At 71.9% G+C, this 24,450-nt stretch carries 20 protein-coding genes; 4 read left to right on the top strand and 16 right to left on the bottom strand.

The window, feature by feature from the left end; translation table 11 throughout:
* Positions 1-130: 130 nt before the first annotated feature.
* Genes ruvX through ACFV0O_RS09090 form a run of 4 tightly spaced genes read right to left on the bottom strand, consistent with a single transcriptional unit; the run spans position 131 to position 4,236 of the window.
* The gene (gene ruvX / locus ACFV0O_RS09105; RefSeq protein WP_360266355.1) at positions 131-610 is read right to left on the bottom strand and encodes a Holliday junction resolvase RuvX; all 480 of its coding nucleotides are present in this window, start codon (positions 608-610) and stop codon (positions 131-133) included.
* Positions 610-3,279: an alanine--tRNA ligase gene (gene alaS, locus ACFV0O_RS09100; RefSeq protein WP_380338416.1), complete on the bottom strand. Its 2,670-nt coding sequence runs from the start codon at positions 3,277-3,279 to the stop codon at positions 610-612. The genes ruvX and alaS overlap by 1 nt, the downstream gene beginning before the upstream one ends.
* A complete protein-coding gene (locus ACFV0O_RS09095) occupies positions 3,279-3,752 on the bottom strand; it encodes a DUF6167 family protein (protein ID WP_380338413.1) in 474 nt (157 codons plus the stop codon). Before ACFV0O_RS09095 ends, alaS begins: the two co-directional genes overlap by 1 nt.
* A gap of 4 nt (positions 3,753-3,756) precedes the next feature.
* On the bottom strand, positions 3,757-4,236 hold the full coding sequence (locus ACFV0O_RS09090; RefSeq protein WP_360266349.1) for a DUF948 domain-containing protein: 480 nt from the start codon (positions 4,234-4,236) through the stop codon (positions 3,757-3,759).
* Between the two features lie 220 nt (positions 4,237-4,456).
* On the opposite strand from ACFV0O_RS09090, the gene ACFV0O_RS09085 reads away from it, so the two are divergent.
* Together ACFV0O_RS09085 and ACFV0O_RS09080 are read left to right on the top strand one after the other, a co-directional pair.
* Entirely contained in the window at positions 4,457-6,685 is a 2,229-nt protein-coding gene (locus tag ACFV0O_RS09085) for an ATP-binding protein (RefSeq protein WP_380338410.1), read from the top strand.
* A gap of 90 nt (positions 6,686-6,775) precedes the next feature.
* Positions 6,776-7,102, top strand: a complete 327-nt coding sequence (locus tag ACFV0O_RS09080; RefSeq protein ID WP_380338406.1) for a tetratricopeptide repeat protein — start codon at positions 6,776-6,778, stop codon at positions 7,100-7,102.
* Between the two features lie 95 nt (positions 7,103-7,197).
* Here the strand turns inward: ACFV0O_RS09080 and rpsD are convergent, their stop codons facing one another.
* The 7 genes from rpsD to ACFV0O_RS09045 all read right to left on the bottom strand — a co-directional run bounded on the left by rpsD (position 7,198) and on the right by ACFV0O_RS09045 (position 14,977).
* Positions 7,198-7,812: a 30S ribosomal protein S4 gene (rpsD, locus tag ACFV0O_RS09075; RefSeq protein ID WP_063346792.1), complete on the bottom strand. Its 615-nt coding sequence runs from the start codon at positions 7,810-7,812 to the stop codon at positions 7,198-7,200.
* Between the two features lie 311 nt (positions 7,813-8,123).
* Positions 8,124-9,581 (bottom strand): AAA family ATPase, encoded by a 1,458-nt coding sequence (locus ACFV0O_RS09070; protein ID WP_380338400.1) that lies wholly within the window; start codon positions 9,579-9,581, stop codon positions 8,124-8,126.
* Positions 9,582-9,670: 89 nt separating this feature from the next.
* Entirely contained in the window at positions 9,671-10,492 is an 822-nt protein-coding gene (ppk2, locus tag ACFV0O_RS09065) for a polyphosphate kinase 2 (RefSeq protein ID WP_380338397.1), read from the bottom strand.
* 113 nt (positions 10,493-10,605) lie between these two features.
* Positions 10,606-11,112, bottom strand: a complete 507-nt coding sequence (locus tag ACFV0O_RS09060) for an N-acetyltransferase (RefSeq protein ID WP_360266334.1) — start codon at positions 11,110-11,112, stop codon at positions 10,606-10,608.
* Positions 11,113-11,208: 96 nt separating this feature from the next.
* Positions 11,209-12,999: an aspartate--tRNA ligase gene (gene aspS / locus ACFV0O_RS09055; protein ID WP_360266332.1), complete on the bottom strand. Its 1,791-nt coding sequence runs from the start codon at positions 12,997-12,999 to the stop codon at positions 11,209-11,211.
* Positions 12,996-14,258 (bottom strand): histidine--tRNA ligase, encoded by a 1,263-nt coding sequence (hisS, locus tag ACFV0O_RS09050; RefSeq protein ID WP_380338392.1) that lies wholly within the window; start codon positions 14,256-14,258, stop codon positions 12,996-12,998. Before hisS ends, aspS begins: the two co-directional genes overlap by 4 nt.
* A gap of 11 nt (positions 14,259-14,269) precedes the next feature.
* Positions 14,270-14,977: an MBL fold metallo-hydrolase gene (locus ACFV0O_RS09045; protein WP_360266327.1), complete on the bottom strand. Its 708-nt coding sequence runs from the start codon at positions 14,975-14,977 to the stop codon at positions 14,270-14,272.
* Between the two features lie 250 nt (positions 14,978-15,227).
* On the opposite strand from ACFV0O_RS09045, the gene ACFV0O_RS09040 reads away from it, so the two are divergent.
* Both ACFV0O_RS09040 and ACFV0O_RS09035 read left to right on the top strand, forming a co-directional pair.
* Positions 15,228-16,067 (top strand): peptidylprolyl isomerase, encoded by an 840-nt coding sequence (locus ACFV0O_RS09040; protein WP_380338387.1) that lies wholly within the window; start codon positions 15,228-15,230, stop codon positions 16,065-16,067.
* Positions 16,068-16,331: 264 nt separating this feature from the next.
* The gene (locus ACFV0O_RS09035; protein ID WP_360266322.1) at positions 16,332-17,561 is read left to right on the top strand and encodes a DUF349 domain-containing protein; all 1,230 of its coding nucleotides are present in this window, start codon (positions 16,332-16,334) and stop codon (positions 17,559-17,561) included.
* 116 nt (positions 17,562-17,677) lie between these two features.
* Here ACFV0O_RS09035 and ACFV0O_RS09030 read toward each other — a convergent pair whose 3' ends face one another.
* From ACFV0O_RS09030 to yajC, 5 genes are all read right to left on the bottom strand, one after another.
* A complete protein-coding gene (locus tag ACFV0O_RS09030) occupies positions 17,678-20,107 on the bottom strand; it encodes a RelA/SpoT family protein (RefSeq protein WP_380338382.1) in 2,430 nt (809 codons plus the stop codon).
* Between the two features lie 178 nt (positions 20,108-20,285).
* On the bottom strand, positions 20,286-20,837 hold the full coding sequence (locus tag ACFV0O_RS09025; protein ID WP_380338379.1) for an adenine phosphoribosyltransferase: 552 nt from the start codon (positions 20,835-20,837) through the stop codon (positions 20,286-20,288).
* A gap of 32 nt (positions 20,838-20,869) precedes the next feature.
* Positions 20,870-21,958, bottom strand: a complete 1,089-nt coding sequence (gene secF, locus ACFV0O_RS09020) for a protein translocase subunit SecF (protein ID WP_380338376.1) — start codon at positions 21,956-21,958, stop codon at positions 20,870-20,872.
* A gap of 4 nt (positions 21,959-21,962) precedes the next feature.
* Positions 21,963-23,780 carry a protein translocase subunit SecD gene (secD, locus tag ACFV0O_RS09015; RefSeq protein ID WP_380338373.1) on the bottom strand — a complete coding sequence of 606 codons (1,818 nt, stop codon included), beginning with the start codon at positions 23,778-23,780 and terminating at the stop codon, positions 21,963-21,965.
* Positions 23,781-23,927: 147 nt separating this feature from the next.
* A complete protein-coding gene (gene yajC, locus ACFV0O_RS09010; RefSeq protein ID WP_380338370.1) occupies positions 23,928-24,335 on the bottom strand; it encodes a preprotein translocase subunit YajC in 408 nt (135 codons plus the stop codon).
* Positions 24,336-24,450 lie beyond the last annotated feature (115 nt).

Raw genomic sequence — 24,450 nt, 5'->3', positions numbered from 1 at the left:
CCGCCGGGCCCCCCAAAACCCCCCCACACCTACCACCCGCCCGTGGTGACACAATCCCACAGCGCCGGGGGGGGGCCCGGGGCCCCCCCCCCCCCCCCCACCCCTCAACCGGGACGTTAGATCAGGCTCCTCAGCCGACCGCCTCGACGCTCTCACCGGGCGGGCGTCCGCTCACCCGTTCGGACTCAAGGGCGGTCTGCAGGATCACCACGGCGGCGGCCTGGTCGACCACCGAGCGGCCCTTCTTCGCCTTGACCCCGGAGGCGCGCAGCCCGTGGGTCGCCGTGACGGTCGACATCCGCTCGTCCACCAGCCGCACCGGCACCGGGTAGAGCCGGTTGGCCAGCCGCGCCGCGTACCCGCGGACCTTCTCCGCCGCCGGGCCCTCCTTGCCGCTCAGCGAGCGGGGCAACCCGACGATCACCTCCATCGCGTCGTACTCCTCGACGATGGCGGCGATCCTGGCCTGCGACTTCACGCCGGCCGGGACGGTTTCCACGGGCGTGGCGAGCACCCCGTCGGGGTCGCAGGACGCGACCCCGATCCGGGCGTCACCGACGTCGACGGCGATCCGCCGCCCACGCCGGAAGGGCCTCTCCTCCTGCTCCATCAGCTGGCGCGCTCCGCGACCAGGCCGCGCACCGCGGCGATGGCCTCGCCGACCGCGGCCGGGTTGGAGCCGCCGCCCTGGGCGACGTCGTCCTTGCCGCCACCGCCGCCGCCGAGGGTCTTGGCGGCGGTCCGGACCAGCTCGCCGGCCTTGATGCCGCGGCCGCGGGCGTCCTCGTTGGTGGCGATCACGGTCAGCGGGCGGTCGTTGGCCACGGTGAAGGCGGCGACCACGGCCGGGCGCGAGCCGAGGCGGCCGCGCACGTCCAGGACCAGCTTGCGCAGCTCGTCCGCGCCCACGCCGTCGGCGACCTGGGCCGCGACCACGGCGATGCCGTGCACGTCCTCGGCCGAGTCGGCCAGGCCGGCGGCGGCGGCCAGCACCTTCTCGGCGCGGAAGCGCTCGATCTCCTTCTCGGCGTCCTTGAGCTTGGCGAGCATGCCCGAGATCTTCTCCGGCAGCTCCTCCGGACGGCCCTTGACCAGCTCGGTGAGCTGGGAGACCACGGTGTGCTCACGGGCCAGGAACTTGTACGCGTCGACGCCGACCAGCGCCTCCACGCGGCGCACGCCGGAGCCGATCGAGGACTCGCCGAGCAGCTTCACCAGGCCCAGCTGGGCGGTGTTGCCGACGTGGGTGCCACCGCACAGCTCCTTGGAGAAGTCGCCGATGGAGACGACCCGGACCTCGTCGCCGTACTTCTCGCCGAACATGGCGATGGCACCGGCCTTGCGGGCCTGGTCCATCGTCATGACCTCGGCGGTGACGTCCAGTTCACGACCCAGCACGTCGTTGATCTTCTGCTCGACGTCGACCAGCACGCTGCCCGGGACGGCGGCGGGCGAGCCGAAGTCGAAGCGGAAACGGCCGGGGGCGTTCTCGGAGCCGGCCTGGGCGGCCGTCGGGCCGAGCGCGTCGCGCAGCGCCTGGTGGGTCAGGTGGGTCGCCGAGTGGGCGCGGGCGATCGACCGGCGGCGCTCGGTGTCGATCGTGGCGTACGCCGAGGCGCCCAGCACGACCTCGCCGAACAGCACGCCGCCCGAGTGCACGATGACGCCCGGGACGGGCTGCTGCACGTCGCGGATCTCCACCACCGCGCCGGACTCCAGCCGGATCCGGCCGTGGTCGGCGAGCTGACCGCCGCCCTCGGCGTAGAACGGGGTGCGGTCGAGGATGATCTCGACCTCGTCGCCCTCGGAGGCGGCCGGCGAGGGGACGCCGTCCACCAGCAGGCCGACCACGGTGGCCTCGCCCTCGGTGAGGGCGTAGCCGGTGAAGACGCTCGCGCCGGCCTTGTCGGCGACGTCGCGGTACGCGGCGACGTCGGCGTGGCCCATCTTCTTCGCCTTGGCGTCGGCCTTGGCGCGGTCCCGCTGCTCCTGCATCAGGCGGCGGAAGCCGGCCTCGTCGACCTGGAGGCCCTGCTCCTCGGCCATCTCCAGGGTGAGGTCGATCGGGAAGCCGTAGGTGTCGTGCAGCTTGAACGCCTGCTCGCCGGAGAGCACCACGCCACCGGACTGCTTGGTGTCGGTGACCGCGGCGTCCAGCAGGTTGGTACCCGCCTTCAGGGTCTGCAGGAAGGCGCCCTCCTCGCCGATGACGACCGTCTCGATGCGCTTGCGGTCGGTCTCCAGCTCGGGGTACTGCGGCGCCATCGCCTTGATGGCGACGTCGATGAGCTCCTTGGCCACCGGCTCGGTGGCACCCAGCAGGCGCATGTTGCGGATGGCGCGGCGCAGGATGCGGCGCAGCACGTAGCCGCGGCCCTCGTTGCCGGGGGTGACGCCGTCGCCGACCAGCATGAGCGCGGTGCGGATGTGGTCGGTGACCACGCGCAGCGAGACGTCCGACTTGTGGTCGGCGCCGTAGGTGTGGCCGGTGAGCTCGGCGGCACGGTCGAGGATCATCCGGCTGGTGTCGATCTCGAAGAGGTTGTCGACGTCCTGCAGGATGGCGGCGAGGCGCTCCAGGCCGAGGCCGGTGTCGATGTTCTTGCTCGGCAGGTCGCCGAGGATCTCGAAGCCGTCCTTCCCGTCGCCGTGGCCGCGCTCGTACTGCATGAAGACCAGGTTCCAGATCTCCAGGTAGCGCTCGCCGTTGACGGCCGGGCCGCCCTCCTCGCCGTACGCGGGGCCGCGGTCGTAGTTGATCTCCGAGCACGGGCCGCACGGGCCGGGGACGCCCATCGACCAGAAGTTGTCCTTCATGCCGAGGCGCTGGATGCGCTCGGACGGGACGCCGATGACGTCACGCCAGATCTGCTCGGCCTCGTCGTCGTCCTTGTAGACGGTGATCCAGAGCTTCTCCTTCTCCAGGCCGTAGCCACCGTCCGCGACGGGGCTGGTGAGCAGCTCCCACGCGAACTTGATGGCTCCTTCCTTGAAGTAGTCGCCGAAGGAGAAGTTGCCGCACATCTGGAAGAAGGAGCCGTGCCGGGTGGTCTTCCCGACCTCCTCGATGTCCAGGGTGCGCACGCACTTCTGGACGCTGGTGGCGCGCGAGAACTGCGGCTTGACCTCGCCCAGGAAGTAGGGCTTGAACGGCACCATGCCGGCGTTGACGAGCAGCAGGGTGGGGTCGTCGGCAACCAGGGACGCCGACGGAACGACGGTGTGGCCGCGCTCCTCGAAGAAGCGCAGCCAGCGGCGGCGGATCTCAGCCGACTCCATTAGTGGTCCTTCCGGTTCGGGGTGCCGCCCCGCGGCGGCAGGGCGCGGCGGGGCGTTTCTTCAGTGGTCCGGGGGGTGGTGCGGGCACTGCGGGCGGGGGGCAGGGCGGCGGCCGGGCTGCCGGGCGCCGCCGAGATAGCTCGGTACTGCGGCTCGCCGGAGAGGGGCAACGCGGAGCGTTTCCCAGGAAGGGCGGTGGCGGGAGACGGGCGGGCTCTGCGCGCGGTGCGGGGCTCCGCCACGGCGGTGCCGCGCAGGCCGAGGTCGTCCTTCAGCTGCTCCTCGCGCTCGGCCATGCCGGCCTTCACGTCCTGCGCGAACTGCTTGGCCAGGTCGCCCAGGTGCAGCGCACCGCGCGCGGCGGTGCCGGAGAGGCTGTCCGGGGTGAGCCGCTGGACGGCCTCGTTGGCCTTGTTCATGGCCCAGACGGTGGCGCCGGCGCCGACCGCCATCCAGAAGATGCGTCGCACCATGCCGTCAGCCCCTCACCGCTCGCCGGACCCTGGAGAGCAGACCGCCCCTGGGGGCGGTCGCGGCGCGCACCTCGGCCCGGATCAGCCGGGCCAGTTCCTCGCGCTCGCCGGTCTGCAGCGGCACGGACGGCAGGGTGCCCTGCTGCTTGGCGACGGCCTTGCGGACGCCGTAGCTGAAGGCCGCGACCTTCACCAGCGGTCCGCCCAGGGTGGCGGCCACGGTGGAGGAGAGCGCGTTGGCGTTGGCGGCGGCGTCCTGCACGTTGGCGGTGATCTCGTCGACCCGCTCCAACTGCTCGTTGGCGCTGCGCACCGCGGCGCCCGCGTCGGTCAGCAGGGGCACGGCCTGATCGGTGACCGCGGAGACCAGCACGGCGGCCTCCTTCAGCACCCGGGAGAGGCGGACCAGCACGACGGCGAGCAGGGTGACCAGGACCGCCCAGAACACGGCGACGAGCAATCCGGCCAGCTCTCCCACGGACACCTTTGCGCGCTCCCTCGCCTTGCTGTTCTCCAGACGGAACCCTATCGCGCCCACGCCCGGTTTCCGGACCGGGTCGCGGCCCCGGGCGATCCGACCGGGTGTGCGATCCGCGCGCGTAACCTACCGGCCGGTCACCTCGTTCTGCCAGGCAGGCCGTCGCGCGGACGGCCCGAGCACGTCCGGACCGCGACGGTCCGGCCTGGAACACGGGGAGCAGCGGTTGGCCGGCGACTGGACAGCACAGCCCGGGGAGCCCGCGGCGGGGCCGCGCGGGCCGGAGTGCGGCCGGCTGCCGGCCGAGGTGACGGGGTTCGTCGGGCGCCGGCGGGAGCTGGCGGACGTGGCGGACCTGCTGGCCGCCGCCCGGTTGGTGACGGTGACCGGCCCCGGCGGGGTGGGCAAGAGCCGGCTGGCGCTGCGGGCGGCGGCCCGCGCGGACGCCGTCTTCCCGGACGGCACCTGGCTGGTGGACGTGGCCCCGGTGCAGGACCCGCTGCTGCTCGGCCACGCCGTCCTGGAGGCCCTGCGGCTGACCGACGGCACCGCCCGTCCGCCGCTGGACGTCCTGACCGAGCAGCTGGCCGACCGGCGCCTGCTGCTGGTGCTGGACGGGTGCGAGCACCTGGTGGAGGCCTGCGCCGAGCTGGCGGACGCGCTGCTGCGGGCGCTGCCGGGCCTGCGGCTGCTGGCCACCAGCCGCACCGCGCTGCGGGCCTACGGCGAGCACCTGCTGACCCTCGCGCCGCTGCCGGTCGGTCCGGTGCCCGCGGGTGCCCCGGAGCGCGGCGCGCTGCCGGACGCGGTGCGGCTGTTCGCCGAGCGGGCCCGGGCGGTCCTGCCGTCCTTCGAGGTGACGGAGGCGAACGCGGAGGCGGTCGGCGTGCTCTGCCGACGGCTGGACGGCATCCCGCTGGCCGTGGAGCTGGCGGCCGGACGGCTGCGGGCGCTGTCGGTGGAGCAGATCACCGCCCGTCTGGACGACCGGTTCCGGCTGCTCACCGGCGGCTCCCGGACGGCGCTGCCGCGGCACCAGACGCTGCGCACGACGATCGGCTGGAGTCATGAGCTCTGCACGGTGCAGGAACGTTTACTCTGGGCCCGCCTCTCGGCCTTCGCCGGCAGCTTCGACCTCGAAGCCGCCGAGTACGTCTGCGCCGGCGAGGGCATCGAGCCCGAGGACGTGCTGGACCTGGTCGACGAACTCGTCGCCAAGTCCGTGGTGCTGCGCGAGGACAGCGCCTTCGGCGTCCGCTTCCGCCTGCTGGACACCCTGCGCGAGTACGGCGGCCACTGGCTGCGCGCCACCGGCGAGGAGCAGCGGCTGCTCCGCCGCCACCGGGACTGGTACCTCGGCGTCGCCACCTGGGGCGAGGTCGAGTGGTTCGGCCCCCGCCAGGCGGAGACCGCCGAACGCACCGAGCTGGCCCACACCAACCTCCGCGCGGCACTGGAGTTCTGCCTCGCCGAGCCCGGCGAGGAGCAGATCGCGCTGCTGCTGGCCGGCACGCTCTGGTTCTACTGGGTCGGCTGCGGCCACCTCGGCGAGGGGCGGCACTGGCTGGACCGCGCGCTCGCCCTGGGCCGCGAACCCACCGAGGCCCGCGCCAAGGCGCTGTGGGTGACCGGCTACACGGCCACGCTGCAGGGGGACCTGGGCGCCGCCCGTCCGGCCCTGGAGGAGTGCCGCCGCCAGGCCCTGGACACCGGCGACGACCGGGCCCTCGCCTACGCCGTCCACCGCCAGGGCTGCGCCGCCCTGATCGGCGACGACCCGAACCGCGCCGCCGAGCTCTTCGAGGAGGCTCTCTGGCACTACCGGACCATCGGCGAGCTCAACAGCAACGTGGTGATGGCGATGCTGGAGCTGGGTCTGGCCTACCTCTTCCAGGGCGACCTGGACAGCGGCGAGCTCTGGTTCGGCCAGGCCCGCGAACTGTGCGAGGAGCACGGCGAGCAGTGGGCGTACGCGTACGTGCTGTACGCGATGGCGTACTCGCACTGGCTGGACGGCGCGGTCCAGGCGGCCCGTGCGCTGGCCCGCGAGTGCGTCCGGCTGAACCACCTGTTCCACGACCTGCTCGGCATCGTGCTGGGGATCGACCTGCTGGCGCTGCTGGAGACCGAGCCGAGCGGCCCGGGCGAGCCGGGCGACCTGCGCGAGGCCCGGGTGCTGCAGGGCGCCGCGCACCGGATCTGGCGCACGGTCGGCACCCCGTTCCTCGGCTCACGGAACTTCTTCGGCACCCACCAGGAGTGCGCCGAGCGGGCCCGGGCCGGTCTGGCCGAGCAGGAGTACGAGGAGTGCTACCGGGCCGGCGCCCGGCTGGACCTGGACGAGGCCGTCTCCCGGGCGCTCGGCGGAGGAGGTTCGGCGGAGGGTTCGGAGCCGGGCGCGGGGCCCTTCTCGGTGCCGCCGGCCCCGGCCCCCTCGCCGGCCCGGAAGGGCTGAGGCACGGGCCGGAAGGGCCGTCTCACAGGCCGGAATAGCTGAAGCTTGCCCATTGCTTGAGGAGGCAAGGATCCACCCGGAAGGAGCACCATGGCCGTCCACAACGCCGCCGACGAGTACCGCATGGCGAAGTTCTACTTCGACTCCAAGGCGTACACCGATGCCGCCCGCATGCTCGAAGGCGTGCTCGCCGAGGAGCCGGCCAACCTCTCCGTCCGGCTGCTGCTCGCCCGCAGCTACTACCACTCCGCCCGACTCGGCCGCGCCGAGGCCGAGTTGCACCGGATCCTGGAGGCGAACCCGGCCGAGGACTACGCCCGGATGATGCTCGGCCGCACCCTGGAGCGCCAGGGCCGCACCGAGGAGGCCCGCCCGCACCTGCGGCTGGCCGCCGCCATGGCCGGCGAGAGCGTCTGAGCACCGGGCACAACCGGAAAACGGCGAGCCCCCGCCGCCTCGAAAGGCGACGGGGGCTCGCTGGTGGTCACGCGAAGAGCGGAACCACTCGCGGGTCAGCGCGAGTAGTACTCGACGACGAGCTGCTCGTCACAGATCACCGGGACCTCCTTGCGCTGCGGCGCGCGGTCCAGGCGGAAGGCCAGGGCCTTCAGGTTGACCTCGAGGTACTTCGGGGTCTGGCCCTCACCCGCGTAGCCACCCTCACGGGCGACCTGGAACGGGACCTTCTCCTTGCTGCGCTCGCGGACGGTCACCACGAAGCCCGGCTTCATCTGGTACGACGGCTTGTTGACCTTGCCACCGTTGACCTCGATGTGGCCGTGGACGACCATCTGGCGGGCCTGGTAGATGGTGCGGGCAATGCCCGAACGCAGCACCAGGGAGTCCAGACGGGTCTCCAGCTCGGCGACGAGCGCCTCACCGGTCTTGCCCTCGGCCTTCTTCGCGCGGTCGAACGCGCGCGCCATCTGCTTCTCGCTCAGGTCGTACTGGGCGCGCAGACGCTGCTTCTCGAGCAGACGGACCTTGTAGTCCGAGTTCTGCTTGCGACCACGGCCGTGCTGGCCGGGCGGGTACGGGCGGGCCTCGAAGTACTTGACGGACTTCGGGGTCAGCGGCACGCCGAGCGCACGCGCGATCTTGACCTTGGGACGCTTCTGGTTCGCCATGAACCAAACCTTCCTTGCTTACGAATACGGCTTCCACCAGGTGTTGACGGAGGTCGCACGTCGCGACCCGGAGAAAACCCCGCCGCCTGCGCGATGGGATCAGCCGCTCTCCGGAGCCGGGCACGAGAGTGCTTGTCACACGGACGGTCCGGAACCCCGGGCCACCCGCGACACCGAAACGGTGCGCGACGCTCCTGTTGCGGGCCCCTCGGAAGGGGCCTACGGCCGGTGTCCCGCTGGTGCGGCCGGTCGGTGGGGTCTCCCCCGCCGCCGTCCCGGGACATGGCACTCCGATCGAGTATAGCCGCCGATCACTCGCCCTTTTGCCCGGGCTCCCGCTCCGGCGTCGGCGCCGGATCCGGGTCCGGTTTCGACGCCGGCCTCGGCTCCGGCTTCCGCTCCGGCTTCTTCTCGCTCCGCCGCTCCCCGCGCAGCCGCCCCCGGGTCCAGTCCACGACGTCCGCGTAGCGGGCCTCGCCGCCGCGCCGCGTCGGCTGGTAGTACTCCTTGCCGTGCACCGCGTCCGGAGCGTACTGCTGGCCGGCGATGCCCTCCGGCAGGTCGTGCGGGTACTGGTAGCCCTTGCCGTGGCCGAGCTTGCCCGCACCGCCGTAGTGCGCGTCCCGCAGGTGCGCCGGCACCGCGCCCGCCAGGCCCTGCCGGACGTCCGCCAGCGCCGCGTCGATCGCCAGGTAGGCCGCGTTGGACTTGGGGGCCAGGGCCAGCGCGATCGCTGCCTGGGAGAGGATGATCCGCGCCTCCGGGAAGCCGATCAGGGCCACCGCCTGCGCGGCCGCCACCGCCGTCTGCAGCGCCGTCGGGTCCGCCAGGCCGACGTCCTCGCTGGCCGAGATCATCAGCCGGCGGGCGATGAACCGCGGGTCCTCGCCGGCCTCGATCATCCGGGCCAGGTAGTGCAGGGTCGCGTCCACGTCGCTGCCGCGGATCGACTTGATCAGCGCGCTCGCCACGTCGTAGTGCTGGTCGCCGTCCTTGTCGTAGCGCACCGCCGCCTGGTTGACGGCCGTCTCCGTGGTGGCCAGCGTGATGCTCGACTCGCCCTTCTCCAACGCCGCCCCGGCCGCCGCCTCCAGCGTGGTGAGCGCCCGCCGGGCGTCGCCGCCGGCCAGCCGCACCAGGTGGTCCTCGGACTCCCCGGTCAGCTCCAGCGCGCCCTCCAGGCCGCGCTCGTCGGCCACGGCGCGGCGCAGCAGCGCGCGGATGTCCTCGTCGGTCAGCGACTCCAGGGTGAGCAGCAGCGAGCGGGACAGCAGCGGGGAGATCACCGAGAAGTACGGGTTCTCGGTCGTCGCCGCGATCAGGGTGACCCAGCGGTTCTCCACGGCGGGCAGCAGCGAGTCCTGCTGGGCCTTGGAGAAGCGGTGGATCTCGTCCAGGAAGAGCACCGTCTCCCGGCCTGACATCCCGACCGCCCGCCGGGCGCCGTCGATCACCGCCCGGACCTCCTTGACCCCGGCGGTGATCGCGGAAAGCTCGACGAAGCGCCCCTCGACGGCCTGGCTGATCACGTGCGCCAGGGTGGTCTTCCCGGTGCCGGGAGGCCCCCAGAGGATCACCGAGCTGGTGGCCGCCGGCCCGCGCGAGCCCGCGACCAGCCGCCGCAGCGGCGAACCGGGCTTCAGCAGCTGCCGCTGCCCGGCGACCTCGTCCAGGGTGCGCGGTCGCATCCGTACGGCCAGGGGCGCCCGCCCGGGCTCCTTGGCCTGGCGTTCCTCGGCGGCGGCGGTGAAGAGGTCCGGTTCGTCCACACCGGAAGCCTATGCGAGCGCTCGGACAGCGGGTCCCGCGGCGGACGGCCTCGCCCGCCGCCCGCCGCCCGGGGCGACGAGGACCCGGCCTAGCCGAGCAGCCCGGCCGCGTGGTCCGGGACGTACTTCTGCAGGTCGCGCGGGGGCCGCTGGTAGCCGCGCGAGGCCGGCCGCGGCGGCAGCTCGATCTGCGGCGCCTTGATCTCGTGGTACGGCACGGTGGAGAGCAGGTGGGAGATCATGTTGATCCGGGCCCGGCGCTTGTCGTCGCTCTCCACCACGTGCCAGGGCGAGTCCGGGACGTCGGTGTGGATGAACATCTCGTCCTTGGCCCGCGAGTAGTCCTCCCAGCGGGTGATCGACTCGACGTCCATCGGGGAGAGCTTCCAGCGCTTCATCGGGTCCCCCAGCCGGGCCCGGAACCGCCGCTCCTGCTCGGTGTCGCTCACCGAGAACCAGTACTTGCGCAGCAGGATGCCCGCCTCGATCAGCATCCGCTCGAAGGTCGGGCACTGGTGCAGGAACTGCCAGTACTCCTCGTCGCTGCAGAAGCCCATCACCCGCTCCACCCCGGCGCGGTTGTACCAGCTGCGGTCGAACAGCACGATCTCCCCGGCCGCCGGCAGGTGCTCGACGTACCGCTGGAAGTACCACTGGGACTTCTGCCGCTCGGTCGGCATGGGCAACGCCGCGACCCGGGCGATGCGCGGGTGCAGGTACTCCGTCACCCGTTTGATCGCCCCGCCCTTGCCCGCGGCGTCACGTCCTTCGAAGACCACCACCACGCGGGCGCCCTCGACCCGCACCCACTCCTGGAGCTTCACCAGCTCCTGCTGCAGCCGCAGCAGCTCCCGCTCGTACGGCCTCTTCGCCAGTCGCTCCGGCTTCGCGGTCCACTGCTCCTCGGCCACCCTCTGACCCTCCGTCCGACCCGTGCTGATGCACACTCACCGTAGGCGCAGCACGGCGAATTCGCAGGCCGGAACGGAACCGGGCGGCGGCGGAACGGGAGGAGTGCGGCGGTCTAGACCGCGACGAAGGGCTCGGGGTAGCGGCAGAGCCCGCGCGGGCCGCCGTCGTACGCCGTCAGCGGCAGCGCCTGGAAGTAGGCCTCCGGCACCTCGAAGGGGCCGACGACCTCGTGCCGCCCGGCCGGCGCGAAGCCGAACCGCGCGTAGTACTCCGGATCGCCGAGGACGACCACGAGCTTCTCCCCCGCGTCCTCGGCCGCCGACAGCACGGCCCGGACGACGAGCTCGCCGACGCCCCTGCGCTGCCACTCGGGCGCCACGGCGACCGGCGCGAGCGCCACCGCGTCGCCGTCCCCGACCTGCAGCCGGGTGAGCAGCGCGTGGCCGACCACCAGCCCGGTGTCGTCCACGGCGACCACCGACAGCCCGGGCAGCCAGGCGGGATGGCGGCGCAGCGCGTCGACCAGGTCGGCCTCGTCCGGACCGGGGAACGCGGCCATGTGGACGCGTCTGGTCGCCGGGGCGTCCTGCGGACATTCGATTCTCGTTGTGACCTGCATGGGGTCGACCCTCCCTGTGTCACACACCGTTGTGGACCGGCCCCGGACGGTGGGTGAACCGTCCGGGGCCGTTGCAGGTTAGCGGATGACGCGTCGTCAGGACTTGGGCTGAGCCTCGGACTTGGCGTCCTCGCGGACCTTGGGCTGGGCGTCCACGCCGGCCTCGCGGCGCTGCGCCGGGGTGATCGGGGTCGGGGCGCCGGTCAGCGGGTCACCACCGGTGGACGTCTTCGGGAAGGCGATGACGTCGCGGATGGTGTCGTACCCGCCGAGCAGGGTGACGATCCGGTCCAGACCGAAGGCGACACCACCGTGCGGCGGCGGGCCGTAGTTGAACGCGTCCAGCAGGAAGCCGAACTGCGAGGCCGCCTCCTCCTCGGAGAGGCCGATCGCGTCGAACGCCCGCTTCTGCACGTCGCGCTGGTGGATACGGATCGAACCGCCGCCCAGCTCCGAGCCGTTGAGGACCAGGTCGTACGCGTTGGACAGCGCCGCACCGGGGTCGGTGTCGAAGGTGTCCAGCGACTCGCCGGTCGGGGCGGTGAACGGGTGGTGCACCGCGTGCCAGCCCTGGAAGGCGCCCTTGTCGTCCTCGATCGGCTCGAACATCGGGAAGTCGACGACCCAGAGGAAGGCCCACTTGGACTCGTCGATCAGCTCGCAGCGGCGGCCGATCTCCAGACGGGCGGCGCCGAGCAGCTCCTGCGAGGCGCGCTCCTTGCCGGCCGCGAAGAAGACCGCGTCGCCGTTCTTGGCGCCCGCGGCGGCGGCCAGGCCGGCCAGGTGCTCCGCGGACAGGTTCTTGGCGACCGGGCCGCGCAGCTCGCCGGTCTCGGCGTCGATGAGCACGTAGGCCAGGCCCTTGGCGCCGCGCGCCTTGGCCCAGTCCTGCCAGGCGTCCAGCTGCTTGCGCGGCTGCGAGGCACCGCCGGGCATGACCACGGCGCCGACGTACGGGGCCTGGAAGACGCGGAACTCGGTGCCCTTGAAGTACTCGGTGAGGTCGGTGAGTTCCTGGCCGAAGCGGACGTCCGGCTTGTCGGAGCCGTAGCGGCCCATGGCGTCCGCGTAGGTCATCCGCGGCAGCGGGTTGGGGACCTCGTAGCCGTGCACCTCGCGCCAGATCGCACCGATGATCTTCTCGCCGAGGGCCAGGATGTCCTCCTGGTCGACGAAGGAGGCCTCGATGTCCAGCTGGGTGAACTCCGGCTGCCGGTCGGCGCGGAAGTCCTCGTCGCGGAAGCAGCGGGCGATCTGGTAGTAGCGCTCCATGCCGGCCACCATCAGCAGCTGCTTGAACAGCTGGGGCGACTGCGGCAGCGCGTACCAGTGGCCGGGCTGCAGGCGGACCGGGACGAGGAAGTCGCGGGCGCCCTCGGGGGTGGAGCGGGTGAGGTACGGCGTCTCGATGTCGAGGAAGTCGTTCTCCTCCATCACCCGGCGGATGATGTTGCTGACCTTGGAGCGCAGCCGCAGGCCCTTGGCCGGGCCCTCACGGCGCAGGTCCAGGTAGCGGTAGCGCAGCCGGACCTCCTCGTTCACCGTGCCCGGCTCGTACTCGGCGACCGGGAAGGGCAGCGGGGCGGCCTCGGAGAGGACCTCGATCGCGCTGACGACGACCTCGACGGCGCCGGTCGGGATGTCGGGGTTCTCGTTGCCCTCGGGGCGGACGCGGACGTCGCCGACGACCTTGACGCAGTACTCGGCGCGCAGGCCGTGCACCGAGTCCAGGTCGCGGACCACGATCTGCACGGTGCCGGAGGCGTCGCGCAGGTCGATGAAGGCCACGCCGCCGTGGTCGCGGCGGCGGGCGACCCAGCCGGCCAGGGTGACGGTGGTGTCTGCGTGCTCCGGGCGGAGCGTGCCCGCGTCGTGCGTGCGGATCACAGCTGCTTCTCCTTCAGGGTGGTGGCGAGTGCGTCGAGGGCGACGGGGGTCTGCTCGCCGGTGCTCAGGTCCTTGAGCTGGACGACGCCCTCGGCGAGGTCCCGGTCCCCGGCGATCAGGGCGAAGCGGGCGCCGGACCGGTCGGCGGACTTCATGGCGTTCTTGATGCTCTTGACGCCGAAGGCGAGGTCGGTGGCCACGCCGGCCCGGCGCAGCTCGACCACCTTGGCGAACAGGACGTTCTTGGCCTCCTCGCCGAGCGCGACCGCGTACACGGCGGTGGCGGCCGGCAGGTCGAGGGTGACGCCCTCGGCCTCCAGTGCGAGGTAGGTGCGGTCCACGCCGAGGGCCCAGCCGACGGACGGCAGCGCCGGGCCGCCGATCATCTCGGAGAGGCCGTCGTAGCGGCCGCCGCCACCGATCGCGGACTGCGCGCCGAGGCCGTTGTGCACGAACTCGAAGGTGGTGCGGGTGTAGTAGTCCAGGCCGCGGACCAGCTTCGGGTCGTCCACGAAGGCCACGCCGGCCGCGGTGAGCAGCTCGCGGACCTTCTCGTCGTACGCCTTGCAGTCCTCGCACAGGTAGTCGCGCAGCATCGGGGCGCCGACCAGCTGCTCCTGCACCGACTCGCGCTTGTCGTCCAGGACGCGCAGCGGGTTGATCCCGGCGCGGCGGCGGGTGTCCTCGTCCAGGTCCAGGCCGGAGAGGAACTCGATCAGCGCGGCGCGGTAGACCGGGCGGCACTGCTTGTCGCCGAGGCTGTTGAGCAGCAGCGAGTAGTCGGCGAGGCCCAGCGAGCGGAAGGCGTCGTCGGCCAGGATGATCAGCTCGGCGTCCAGTGCCGGGTCCTCGGCGCCGATCGCCTCGGCGCCGACCTGGGAGAACTGGCGGTAGCGGCCCTTCTGGGCGCGCTCGTAGCGGTAGTACGAGCCGGAGTACCAGAGCTTGACCGGCAGGTTGCCCTGCTTGTGCAGGTTGGCCTGGAGCGCGGCACGCAGCACCGACGCGGTGCCCTCCGGGCGCAGCGCGAGTTCGTCGCCGCCCTTGGTGGTGAGGGTGTACATCTCCTTGGTGACGATGTCGGTGGACTCGCCGACGCCGCGGGAGAACAGCTTCACGTCCTCGAAGACCGGGGTCTCGACGTAGCCGTAACCGGCCCGGCGGGCGGGCGCGGCGATGCGCTCGCGGATCGCCAGGAAGGTCGCGGAGCTGGGGGGCAGCAGGTCGTAGGTGCCCTTGGGGGCGGTGAAGGTGCTCAACTTCTCTTCCGTCACATTCCTCGTCGCGGGAAAGCCGGGGCGCCGGCCGCCCCCGCTGCCTGTCGGAGGTAGGGGTTGGTGGCGCGCTCGCGGCCGATGGTGGTCTGACCGCCGTGGCCGGAGAGGACCACGGTGGAATCGTCGAGGGGCAGGCACACCCGGGCCAGCGACGTCATGATCGCCTCGCTGTCCCCGCCCGGGAGGTCGGTACGCCCGATGGAGCCGGCGAACAGCAGGTCGCCCGAGAACAGCACCGGGGGGAGGTCCTCGGCACCGGGCGTCCGGAAGGTCACCGACCCCCCGGTATGGCCCGGGGCGTGGTCCACGGTGAGCTGCAGGCCGGCCAGCTCCAGCACGCTGCCGTCGGTGAGCTCGCGCACGTCGTCGGGCTCGCCGACGGTGAGCTCGCCCATCAACTGGGTGCCCAGGGAGCGGCCGAGCGCCTTCTCCGGGTCGGACATCATGTACCGGTCCTCGGGGTGGATCCAGGCCGGGACGCCGCGGGCGCCGCAGACCGGGACCACCGAGGCCACGTGGTCGATGTGGCCGTGCGTGAGCAGCACGGCGACGGGCTTGAGCCCGTGCTCGCGGACCATGTCCTCGACGCCGCGGGCCGCCTGGTGGCCGGGGTCGACGATGACGCACTCCTCGCCCGCCGCCGGAGCGACCAGGTAGCAGTTGGTGCCCCAGGCTCCAGCGGGGAATCCGGCGATGAACACGCGCGTCCTTCGGGTGTGCGGCGGTCGGTGAGCGAGAACCACCAGTAGTGATGCTGCCTATTGGTTACTCAGGGGCAGCCTACCGGCGGTCCGGCTCCGGTTGCGAACCAGATAGGGCTGGCGGGACGGGCCGTCTGACAGGTTCACCGCGTCCTTACGGGCCCGGTCCCTACACTTGGCCGCCGAGGGATGCGATGATCCGCTCCGGAATCCATCCACTTTTCCCGCACATCCGTAGGAGACACGGCCGGTGGTCAGTAGCGAACAGCGGCGGCGGCAGCTCGCCCGCGAGAAGTACGAGCGCCAGATGGAGCGCCGGGTCGAGATGGCGGCCGCCCGCAAGCGCCGCAACACGATCATGGGCGCGTCGCTCGCCGTCGTTGTCCTGGCCGGAGGCGGGACGCTCTTCGCCACCGGCGCGTTCAACTCGGATGACAAGGGCAAGAGCGCCGCGAACGGCGCGCAGGCCGCGCCGACCCAGGCGGCCGAGCCGACCGCCCCGACCCGCAAGCCGGTCGAGGGCTGCACCGACCCCGCGCCGGGCGCCCCCAACGGCAAGAAGTGGCAGGCCGAGCCGGCCATGTCGGTCGACGCGGCCGGCTCGTACACCATGACGATGGACACCAACTGCGGCAAGGTCACGATCGCGCTGGACGCGGCCAAGGCCCCGCACACGGTGAACTCCTTCTCGTTCCTGGCCGGTGAGAAGTACTTCGACCACACCAAGTGCCACCGCCTCACCACCAGCAACATCTTCGTGCTGCAGTGCGGCGACCCGACCGCCAGCGCGACGGTCCCGGGCGGTGCGGGCGACCCCGGCTACAAGTTCGCGGACGAGAACCTGACCGGCGCGACGTACCCGGCGGGCACGGTGGCGATGGCCAACTCCGGCCCGGGCACCAACGGCAGCCAGTTCTTCCTGGTCTACAAGGACACCCCGCTGCCGCCGAAGTACACCCCCTTCGGGAAGATCACCGGCGGCCTGGACGTGGTGCAGAAGATCGCCGCCGCCGGCACCCTGGAGGGCGGCACGGACGGCCACCCGATGGCGGACGTGACGCTCAACGCCCTTACAGTGTCGAAGGGTTGAGCAATCCCGGGACGGTCGGCGCGCGGTGTCCGCACCGCCGCCGCCCGGCCCCGGCCCGAAATCGCCCGGCCCGGATGCGGACAGCACCGGGCCTGGTCGCCTATGTTGGCGTTGTATAGGGTGCCCGGACCCGCCTAGCCGCCACCCTCGGCAGCAAGGCACGGCGGACGGGGACGGCGGACTCATCGGTCCGCCGCACATCAACTGTGGACGACGGTCGCGCGCCGCCCCGGCGCGGGCGCGACGTCATGTGGAGGACGCGCTATGAGCAGCGACCCGTGGGGCCGTGTGGACGAGCAGGGCACGGTCTACGTCAGGACGGCCGACGGCGAACGCGTCGTGGGTTCCTGGCAGGCCGGCTCGCCCGAGGAGGCCCTCGCCTACTTCGAGCGCAAGTACCAGGGCATCGAGGTGGAGATCGGCCTGCTGGAGAAGCGGGTGCGCACCACCGACCTGGCCGCCAAGGACGCCCAGACCGCACTGGAGCACCTGCGCGCGCAGGTGGTCGAGGGGCACGCGGTCGGCGACCTGGAGTCCCTGGCCAAGCGGCTGGACACGCTCGCCGGCGAGATCGAGACCCGGCGCGAGGAGCGCAAGGCCGCCCGCGCCAAGGCGCAGGACGAGGCCCGCGCGGCCAAGGAGGCCCTGGTCGCCGAGGCCGAGCAGCTCGCCGAGTCGACCCAGTGGCGGGAGGCCGGGGACCGGCTGCGCGCCCTGGTGGACACCTGGAAGGGCCTGCCCCGCCTGGACCGCAAGAGCGACGACGAGCTGTGGCACCGCTTCTCGCACGCCCGCTCGGTCTTCTCCAAGCACCGCAAGGCGCACTTCGCCACCCTGGACGCCGAGCGCGAGACCGCGCGGCAGACCAAGGAGGCCCTGGTCGCCGAGGCCGAGGCGCTGTCCTCGTCCACGGACTGGGGCAGCACCGCGGCCGCCTACCGCGACCTGATGGCGCGCTGGAAGGGCGCCGGCCGTGCCCAGCGCGACATCGAGGACGAGCTGTGGGCCCGGTTCCGCGGCGCGCAGGACGTCTTCTTCCAGGCCCGCTCCGCGGTGTTCAGCGAGCGGGACGCCGAGCAGGTGGAGAACCAGAAGCTCAAGGAGGCGCTGGCCACCGAGGCCGAGGCGATCCTGCCGATCACCGACCTGAAGGCCGCCAAGGCCGCGCTGCGCGAGGTCAACGAGCGCTGGGAGGCGATCGGGCACGTGCCGCGCGAGGTCCGTCCGAAGCTGGACGGCCGGCTGAACGCGGTCGAGCGGGCCATCCGCGAGGCCGAGGACAGCGAGTGGAAGCGCTCCAACCCGGAGGCCAAGGCCCGCGCGGCCGGCATGGTCGGCCTCTTCCAGGCCAAGGCCGACAAGATCCAGGCCGACCTGGACAGGGCCCGCGCCGCCGGCAACGCCTCCAAGGTCGCCAAGCTTGAGTCCGAGCTGGCCGGTGTGCAGACGCTGCTGGAGCAGGCGCACAAGAGCCAGGAGGAGTTCAGCGGCTGATCACCGCCGAACGGACCGTCCGGACGACGAAGGCCCCCGGGGAGCTTCCCCGGGGGCCTTCGTCATGCCGTTCCCGTCACGTCCGGCGCGACACCGCCGTCACTTCGACACCGCCGTCACTTCCGGGCGGAGGTGACGCGGTAGACGTCGTACACGCCCTCGACACCGCGCACCGCCTTGAGCACGTGGCCGAGGTGCTTCGGGTCGCCCATCTCGAAGGTGAAGCGGCTCATCGCCACCCGGTCGCGTGAGGTCTGCACCGCCGCCGACAGGATGTTGACGTGCTGGTCGGAGAGCACCCGGGTGACGTCCGAGAGCAGGCGGGAGCGGTCCAGCGCCTCGACCTGGATGGCCACCAGGAAGACCGAGGACTGGGTGGCCGCCCACTCGACGTCGATCATGCGCTCCGGCTGCTGGCTCAGCGACTCCACGTTGACGCAGTCGGCGCGGTGCACCGACACGCCGTTGCCGCGGGTCACGAAGCCGACGATCGGGTCGCCGGGCACCGGGGTGCAGCAGCGGGAGAGCTTGACCCAGACGTCCTCGACGCCCTTGACGATCACGCCCGGGTCGCCCTTGGCCCTGCGGCGCGCCGCCCGGCGGTTGTCGTGCGTCGGGGTGGCGGTCTCCGCCAGGTCCTCGGTCGCGCCCTCCTCGCCGCCGAGCGCCTGGACCAGCTTCTGGACGATGTTCTGCGCGGCGACGTGCCCCTCGCCGATCGCGGCGTAGAGCGAGGAGATGTCGGGGTAGCGCATCTCGTGGGCCAGGGTGACCAGCGAGTCGCCGGTCAGGATCCGCTGGATCGGCAGGCCCTGCTTGCGCATCGCCCGGACGATCGCCTCCTTGCCGTGCTCGATCGCCTCCTCACGGCGCTCCTTGGAGAACCAGGCGCGGATCTTGTTGCGGGCGCGCGGCGACTTGACGAAGCCCAGCCAGTCCCGGGAGGGGCCGGCGTTCTCCGCCTTGGAGGTGAACACCTCGACGGTGTCGCCGTTCTCCAGGGTCGACTCCAGCGGCACCAGCCGCCCGTTCACCCGGGCGCCTATCGTCCGGTAGCCGACCTCGGTGTGCACCGCGAAGGCGAAGTCGACCGGGGTCGCGCCCGCCGGCAGGGCTATCACGTCGCCCTTGGGGGTGAAGACGAAGACCTCGTTGCTGGCCAGGTCGAAGCGCAGCGACTCCAGGAACTCTCCCGGGTCGGCGGTCTCCTTCTGCCAGTCCAGCAGCTGCCGCAGCCAGGCCATCTCGTTGACGGCGCCGGCCTTGTCGTCCTTGCGGACCTGGGTCGGGGTGTCGGTGCGCACCTTGGAGGCCCCGGCGACCGCGCGCTGCTTGTACTTCCAGTGCGCGGCGATGCCGTACTCGGCCCGCCGGTGCATGTCGAAGGTGCGGATCTGGAGCTCGACGGGCTTGCCCCCGGGACCGATCACCGTCGTGTGCAGCGACTGGTACATGTTGAACTTGGGCATCGCGATGTAGTCCTTGAACCGCCCCGGCACCGGGTTCCACCGCGCGTGGATGGTGCCCAGCGCCGCGTAGCAGTCGCGGACGGTGTCGACCAGGACCCGGATGCCCACCAGGTCGTAGATCTCGGCGAAGTCCCGGCCCCGGACGATCATCTTCTGGTAGACCGAGTAGTAGTGCTTCGGCCGGCCGGTGACGGAGGCGGTGATCCGGGCGCCGCGCAGGTCCGCCTGGACCTGGTCGATGACCGTCGCCAGGTACTCGTCCCGCTTGGGGGCGCGCTCGGCGACCAGCCGGACGATCTCGTCGTACATCTTGGGGTAGAGGATCGCGAAGGCGAGGTCCTCCAGCTCCCACTTGATGGTGTTCATGCCCAGCCGGTGCGCCAGCGGGGCGTAGATCTCCAGCGTCTCGCGGGCCTTCTTCTCCTGCTTCTCCCGCTTGAGGTAGCGCATGGTGCGCATGTTGTGCAGGCGGTCGGCCAGCTTGATCACCAGGACCCGCGGGTCCTTGGCCATCGCGACGACCATCTTGCGCACGGTCTCGGCCTGCGCGGCCTCGCCGAACTTGACCCGGTCCAGCTTGGTGACGCCGTCCACCAGCAGGGCCACCGAGTCGCCGAAGTCCTTGCGCAGGGTCTCCAGGCCGTAGTCGGTGTCCTCGACGGTGTCGTGCAGCAGCCCGGCCATCAGCGTCGGCGCGTCCATCCCGAGCTCGGCGAGGATCGTCGCGACGGCCAGCGGGTGGGTGATGTACGGGTCGCCGCTCTTGCGCTTCTGACCGCGGTGCCACCTCTCGGCGACCGCGTACGCCTTCTCGATCTCGCGCAGCAGCGCCGGGTCGGCCTTGGGGTCGTTCGCCCGGATCGAACGGAACAGCGGTTCCAGGACGGGGTTGAGCACGCTGGAACGCTGGCCGCCGAGGCGGGCCAGGCGGGCGCGCATGCCGCCGGTGGAACCGCGGCCGGACGGGGCGGGCGAACGCGGGGAGGTCGGAGCCGGGCGTGCCGGGGTGGCCCCCGAGGGCGTGGGACGGTCTTCGGGGGCGGCCGCTGCGGCCGTGGGCACAACCTCGTCGGGCAAGGACAACTCCTCGGGGCACCGGGCCGACCCCTGCCGGGGCCCGCACGAGCGGACACAACCGGGAGGGGATGAATCTTCATGGTACCGAGCCGGGCGCCCCGGTGTTCATCCGGCCGGGCCAGGAAACGGAGGGGCGGCGGTCGGATCGCTCCGGCCGCCGCCCCTTCGCACACGTCCCTCAGACCGTGACCAGCGTCTCCAGCGGAGCGCCGGCCAGGTGCCCGGCCAGCCGCGCGCGGCCGTCCAGGAAACCCAGCTCCATGAGCACCACGACGCCCGCCAGTTCGGCGCCGGCCTCCTTCACGAGGTCCAGTGAGGCACCGATGGTCCCACCGGTGGCCAGCACGTCGTCCACCACCAGCACCCGCTCACCGGGTGCGAAGGCGTCGCACTGGACCTCCAGCGTCGCCGAGCCGTACTCCAGCTCGTACGAGCGCCGGAACACCTCGCCGGGCAGCTTGCCCTGCTTGCGGATCGGCACGAAGCCGAGCCCGGCCTCGACGGCCGCCGGGGCCGCCAGCACGAAGCCGCGCGCCTCCAGGCCCACCACCTTGGTCGCCCCGAGCTCCTTCGCACGGTCCGCCAGCGCCCGGGTGAGGGCGCCGAAGGCCTCGGCGTCGGCGAGCAGCGGCGCGATGTCCTTGAACAGCACGCCCGGCTTCGGGTAGTCCGGGACGTCCCGGATCCGGCTGTTCAGCAGCTCGGCCAGGGGGGTGTCGGCGGTGGTCACGGTGGTGTCGTCCTCGGGGTTCGTGGTTCGGTTCAGCGCTTGGTGGACGGACGGCCCTTGGCACGGGAGCCGGCCGCGCTGCCGCGCTGACCGACCATGCCCGCGGGCTGGCCCTCCTCGGCGACGTCGTCCGCGGGCCCCTCGTCCCCGGCCTTGGCGGCCGCGGCCCGGTGCTGCAGGACGCGCTTGCGCAGCGCCTTCATCTCCGGCTGCTCCTCCTTGAGCTGCGCCAGCAGCGGGGTGGCGACGCAGATCGAGGAGTAGGCACCGGCCGCGAGGCCGATGAACAGCGCGAGCGAGATGTCGTTCAGCGTGCCGGCGCCCAGGAGGCCGCCACCGATGAACAGCAGCGCGGCGACCGGCAGCAGCGCCACCACGGTGGTGTTGAGCGAGCGCACCAGGGTCTGGTTGAGGCCCGCGTTGGCCGCGTCGCTGTAGGTGAGCTTGTTCTGCTTGGCGAGCCCCTTGGTGTTCTCCTTCACGGTGTCGAAGACGACGACCGTGTCGTAGAGCGAGTACCCGAGGATCGTCAGGAAGCCGATCACCGTACCGGGGGTGACCTCGAAGCCCACCAGGGCGTAGACCCCGATGGTGATCAGGAGGTCGTGGATGAGGGCGACCAGGGCGGCCACCGCCATCCGCCACTCGAAGGCGATCGCGAGGTAGACCGTCACCAGGATCATGAAGATGATCAGACCGGTGAGCGCCTTGTTGGAGATCTGCTTGCCCCAGCTGGGGCCGATCACCTGCGCCTCGACGGTGTCCAGCGGAACGCCGACCTTCTCGGCGAGCTGCGCGCGCACCTCGTCCGAGCTCTTCGGCTCCTCGGTGCTGACCTGAATGCGGATCTTGCCGTTGTCGGTCGACTGCACCAGCGGGTGCGAGGAGACGACCTGGTCGGCCTTCTCCTGCGCCTGCGAGACGGTCAGGCCGGGCTTGGACACGGTGTAGACCGAGCCGCCCTTGAACTCGATGCCCAGGTGCAGGCCCATGGCCAGACCGATCGCCGCGACCAGCACGATCACGCCGGAGATGGAGTACCAGAGCTTGCGGCGCCCGACGAAGTCGAAGCTGATTTCGCCCTGGTAGAGCCGGTGGCCCAGATTGGAGAAGCGCGACACGGTGTCAGGCCTCCTTCACGGCGGCAGAGGAGGAGGAGCTACGGCGACGGCTGCTGCGCAGCGGCGGGCGGGCGCCCAGCCGCTTCGGGTCCAGGCCGGACCACGGGTGGCCGTCGAGGAAGAACTTGCGGCGGGCCAGCAGCGTGATCAGCGGCTTGGTGAACAGGAAGATCACCACGACGTCGAGCGCGGTGGTCAGACCCAGGGTGAACGCGAAGCCCTGGACCTTGCCGACCGAGACCACGTAGAGCACGGCGGCGCAGAGGAAGGACACGAAGTCCGAGACCAGGATCGTGCGCCGGGCGCGCGGCCAGGCCCGCTGGACCGCCGGGCGCAGCGGGGCGCCCTCGCGGACCTCGTCGCGGATGCGCTCGAAGTACACGATGAAGGAGTCGGCGGTGATGCCGATCGCGACGATCGCACCGCAGACCGCGGGCAGGTTCAGCGCGAAGCCGATCCCGCCGCCGAGCAGGCTCATGATCGAGTAGGTCATGATCGCCGAGACGATCAGACCGGCGATCGAGACCAGGCCCAGGCCGCGGTAGTAGATCAGCGAGTAGGCGACGACGAGCAGCATGCCGATCAGGCCGGCGACGAGGCCGGCCTTGAGCTGGTCGCTGCCGAGCGCCGGGGAGACGGTGGTGATGTCGCTCTTGGTGAACTCCAGCGGCAGGGCGCCGTAGCTGAGCACGTTGGACAGGTCCTGCGCCTCGGCCTGGGTGAACCGGCCGGTGATGACCGCGCTGCCACCCGGGATCGGGCCGTTGACCTGCGGGTGCGAGACGACCTGGTTGTCCAGGACGATGGCGAACTGGTTGTTCGGCGGGGTCTGGGTGGCCAGCTGGCCGGTGACCTTGGCGAAGGCGTCAGTACCGGTGCCGTTGAACTGCAGCTGGACCTGCCAGCCGGCACCGGTCTGGGTGTCGATGCTCGCCTGGGCCTTGGAGACGTCCGCGCCCTTCACGGCCGCGGGGCCGAGCGCCAGCTTCTCGTAGTAGCCGTTCTCGGCCTTCTGGGAGCAGGCGACGACGGCCTTGTCCTCGGCGCCGGTCTGGGCGGAGCGGACCTCGGGCTTGGAGCAGTCGAGGGCGGCGAACGCCGCGGACAGCTCCGGCGGCACGGTGCCCTGGGTCATCGCGGCGCTCAGGTCGGCGGCGCTCGGCGGAGTGGCCGGGGCGCTCGGGGTGCCGGTGGCGGCCGGGGCGGCGCTGCCGGTCGCGGCGGCGGACGGGGCCGCGCTCGCGCCGGTGGCGGCTGCGGACGGGGAGGAGCCGGCTGCCAGTGCCTCACCGACGGTGCGGCCCTGCTTGGTGGCGCTCGCGCTCGCGGACGGCGTGCCGGTCGCGGCGGCGGACGGGGTCGCACCGGCGGACGGGGTACCGGTGGCACCGGCGGACGGGCTGCCGGTGGGCGCCGGGGCGGTGACACCGCTCGGGGCCACGGCCAGGACCGGGCGGAAGAACAGCTTGGCGGTGGTACCGACCTGGTCCGCCGCGTTCTGCTGGTTGCCGCCCTTGGGGATGTTCACGATGATCGTGTTGTCGCCCTGGGTCTGGACCTCCGCCTCGGAGACACCCATGCCGTTGACGCGGCGCTCGATGATCCCGGTGGCGATGTCCATGTTGGACTTGCTGACCGCCTTGGGGTCGGACGACTTCGCGGTCAGCGTGATGCTGGTGCCACCGGCGAGGTCGATACCGAGCCGGGGCTTGGTGTTGCCCGTCCCGAACATGAGGGCGACCAGTCCGACGGTGACGACCAGGATGAGGGCCAGCGCCCGCCCTGGGTAGCCGTCGCGCGGGCGCGACTTGGGTGTTGCCACCTTGCTCGTTTCTCCCTGTCCATGCCACATCCCCGACCGGACCCCCGTCCGGCTCGTGGCTGAACGGGGGTGGGGAGGTTCTGCGGCCCTGAGGTCCTGTGGGCTCGCGGCACTGTGCCGCGCGGCCGTGCGGGTTGCCCGGCCGTACTACTTGCTCGCGGGAGCCCCGCCCTCGACGTCGCCCTTCTCGGCGCCGTCCTTGGTGAGCGACAGCGGCTTGTCCTCGACCGGCTCGGCGTCGGCGTCCTCGGCCTCCGGCTCGGGGAACTCGTCGTCGGCGGGGCGGCCGTTGATGATCGCGTCGTACTCCTGGGGGTCCAGGACGGCCGCGATCGCGCTCTTGGTGAAATGGGTGACCACGCCGGGCGCGATCTCCAGCTCGACGGTCTCGTCGTTGACCGCCTTCACCTGGGCGTACAGACCGCCGATGGTGCGCACTCCCGCCCCGGGCTCCAGCGCGGTCTGCATGCTCTGCTGCTGCTGCTGGCGCTTCTTCTGCGACCGGAACATGAGCACGATCGCGATGATCGGGAGGAGAAGGATGATGAGGTTCACTGCAGCCAGGGTCCTTTACGGGCCGCCGGCCGGCGGCCTGTGTGGTATGGGTCGGCCCGTCAGGTGAGAGGGGCGGTCCGGCGGAGTCTATGCAACCCCGAACTGATCGGACAAC

The organism is Kitasatospora sp. NPDC059577 (genome assembly GCF_042735475.1).
Classification (GTDB): Bacteria; Actinomycetota; Actinomycetes; order Streptomycetales; family Streptomycetaceae; genus Kitasatospora.
This window is presented reverse-complemented; position numbering and strand designations above follow the sequence as displayed.

Coding starts and splice junctions, on each gene's coding strand:
- rpsD (WP_063346792.1), bottom strand. CDS start 7,812: ATGGCGAACCAGAAGCGTCCCAAGGTCAAGATCGCGCGTGCGCTCGGC.
- ACFV0O_RS09060 (WP_360266334.1), bottom strand. CDS start 11,112: ATGCAGGTCACAACGAGAATCGAATGTCCGCAGGACGCCCCGGCGACC.
- ACFV0O_RS09095 (WP_380338413.1), bottom strand. CDS start 3,752: ATGGTGCGACGCATCTTCTGGATGGCGGTCGGCGCCGGCGCCACCGTC.
- ACFV0O_RS09035 (WP_360266322.1), top strand. CDS start 16,332: ATGAGCAGCGACCCGTGGGGCCGTGTGGACGAGCAGGGCACGGTCTAC.
- ruvX (WP_360266355.1), bottom strand. CDS start 610: ATGGAGCAGGAGGAGAGGCCCTTCCGGCGTGGGCGGCGGATCGCCGTC.
- alaS (WP_380338416.1), bottom strand. CDS start 3,279: ATGGAGTCGGCTGAGATCCGCCGCCGCTGGCTGCGCTTCTTCGAGGAG.
- ACFV0O_RS09080 (WP_380338406.1), top strand. CDS start 6,776: ATGGCCGTCCACAACGCCGCCGACGAGTACCGCATGGCGAAGTTCTAC.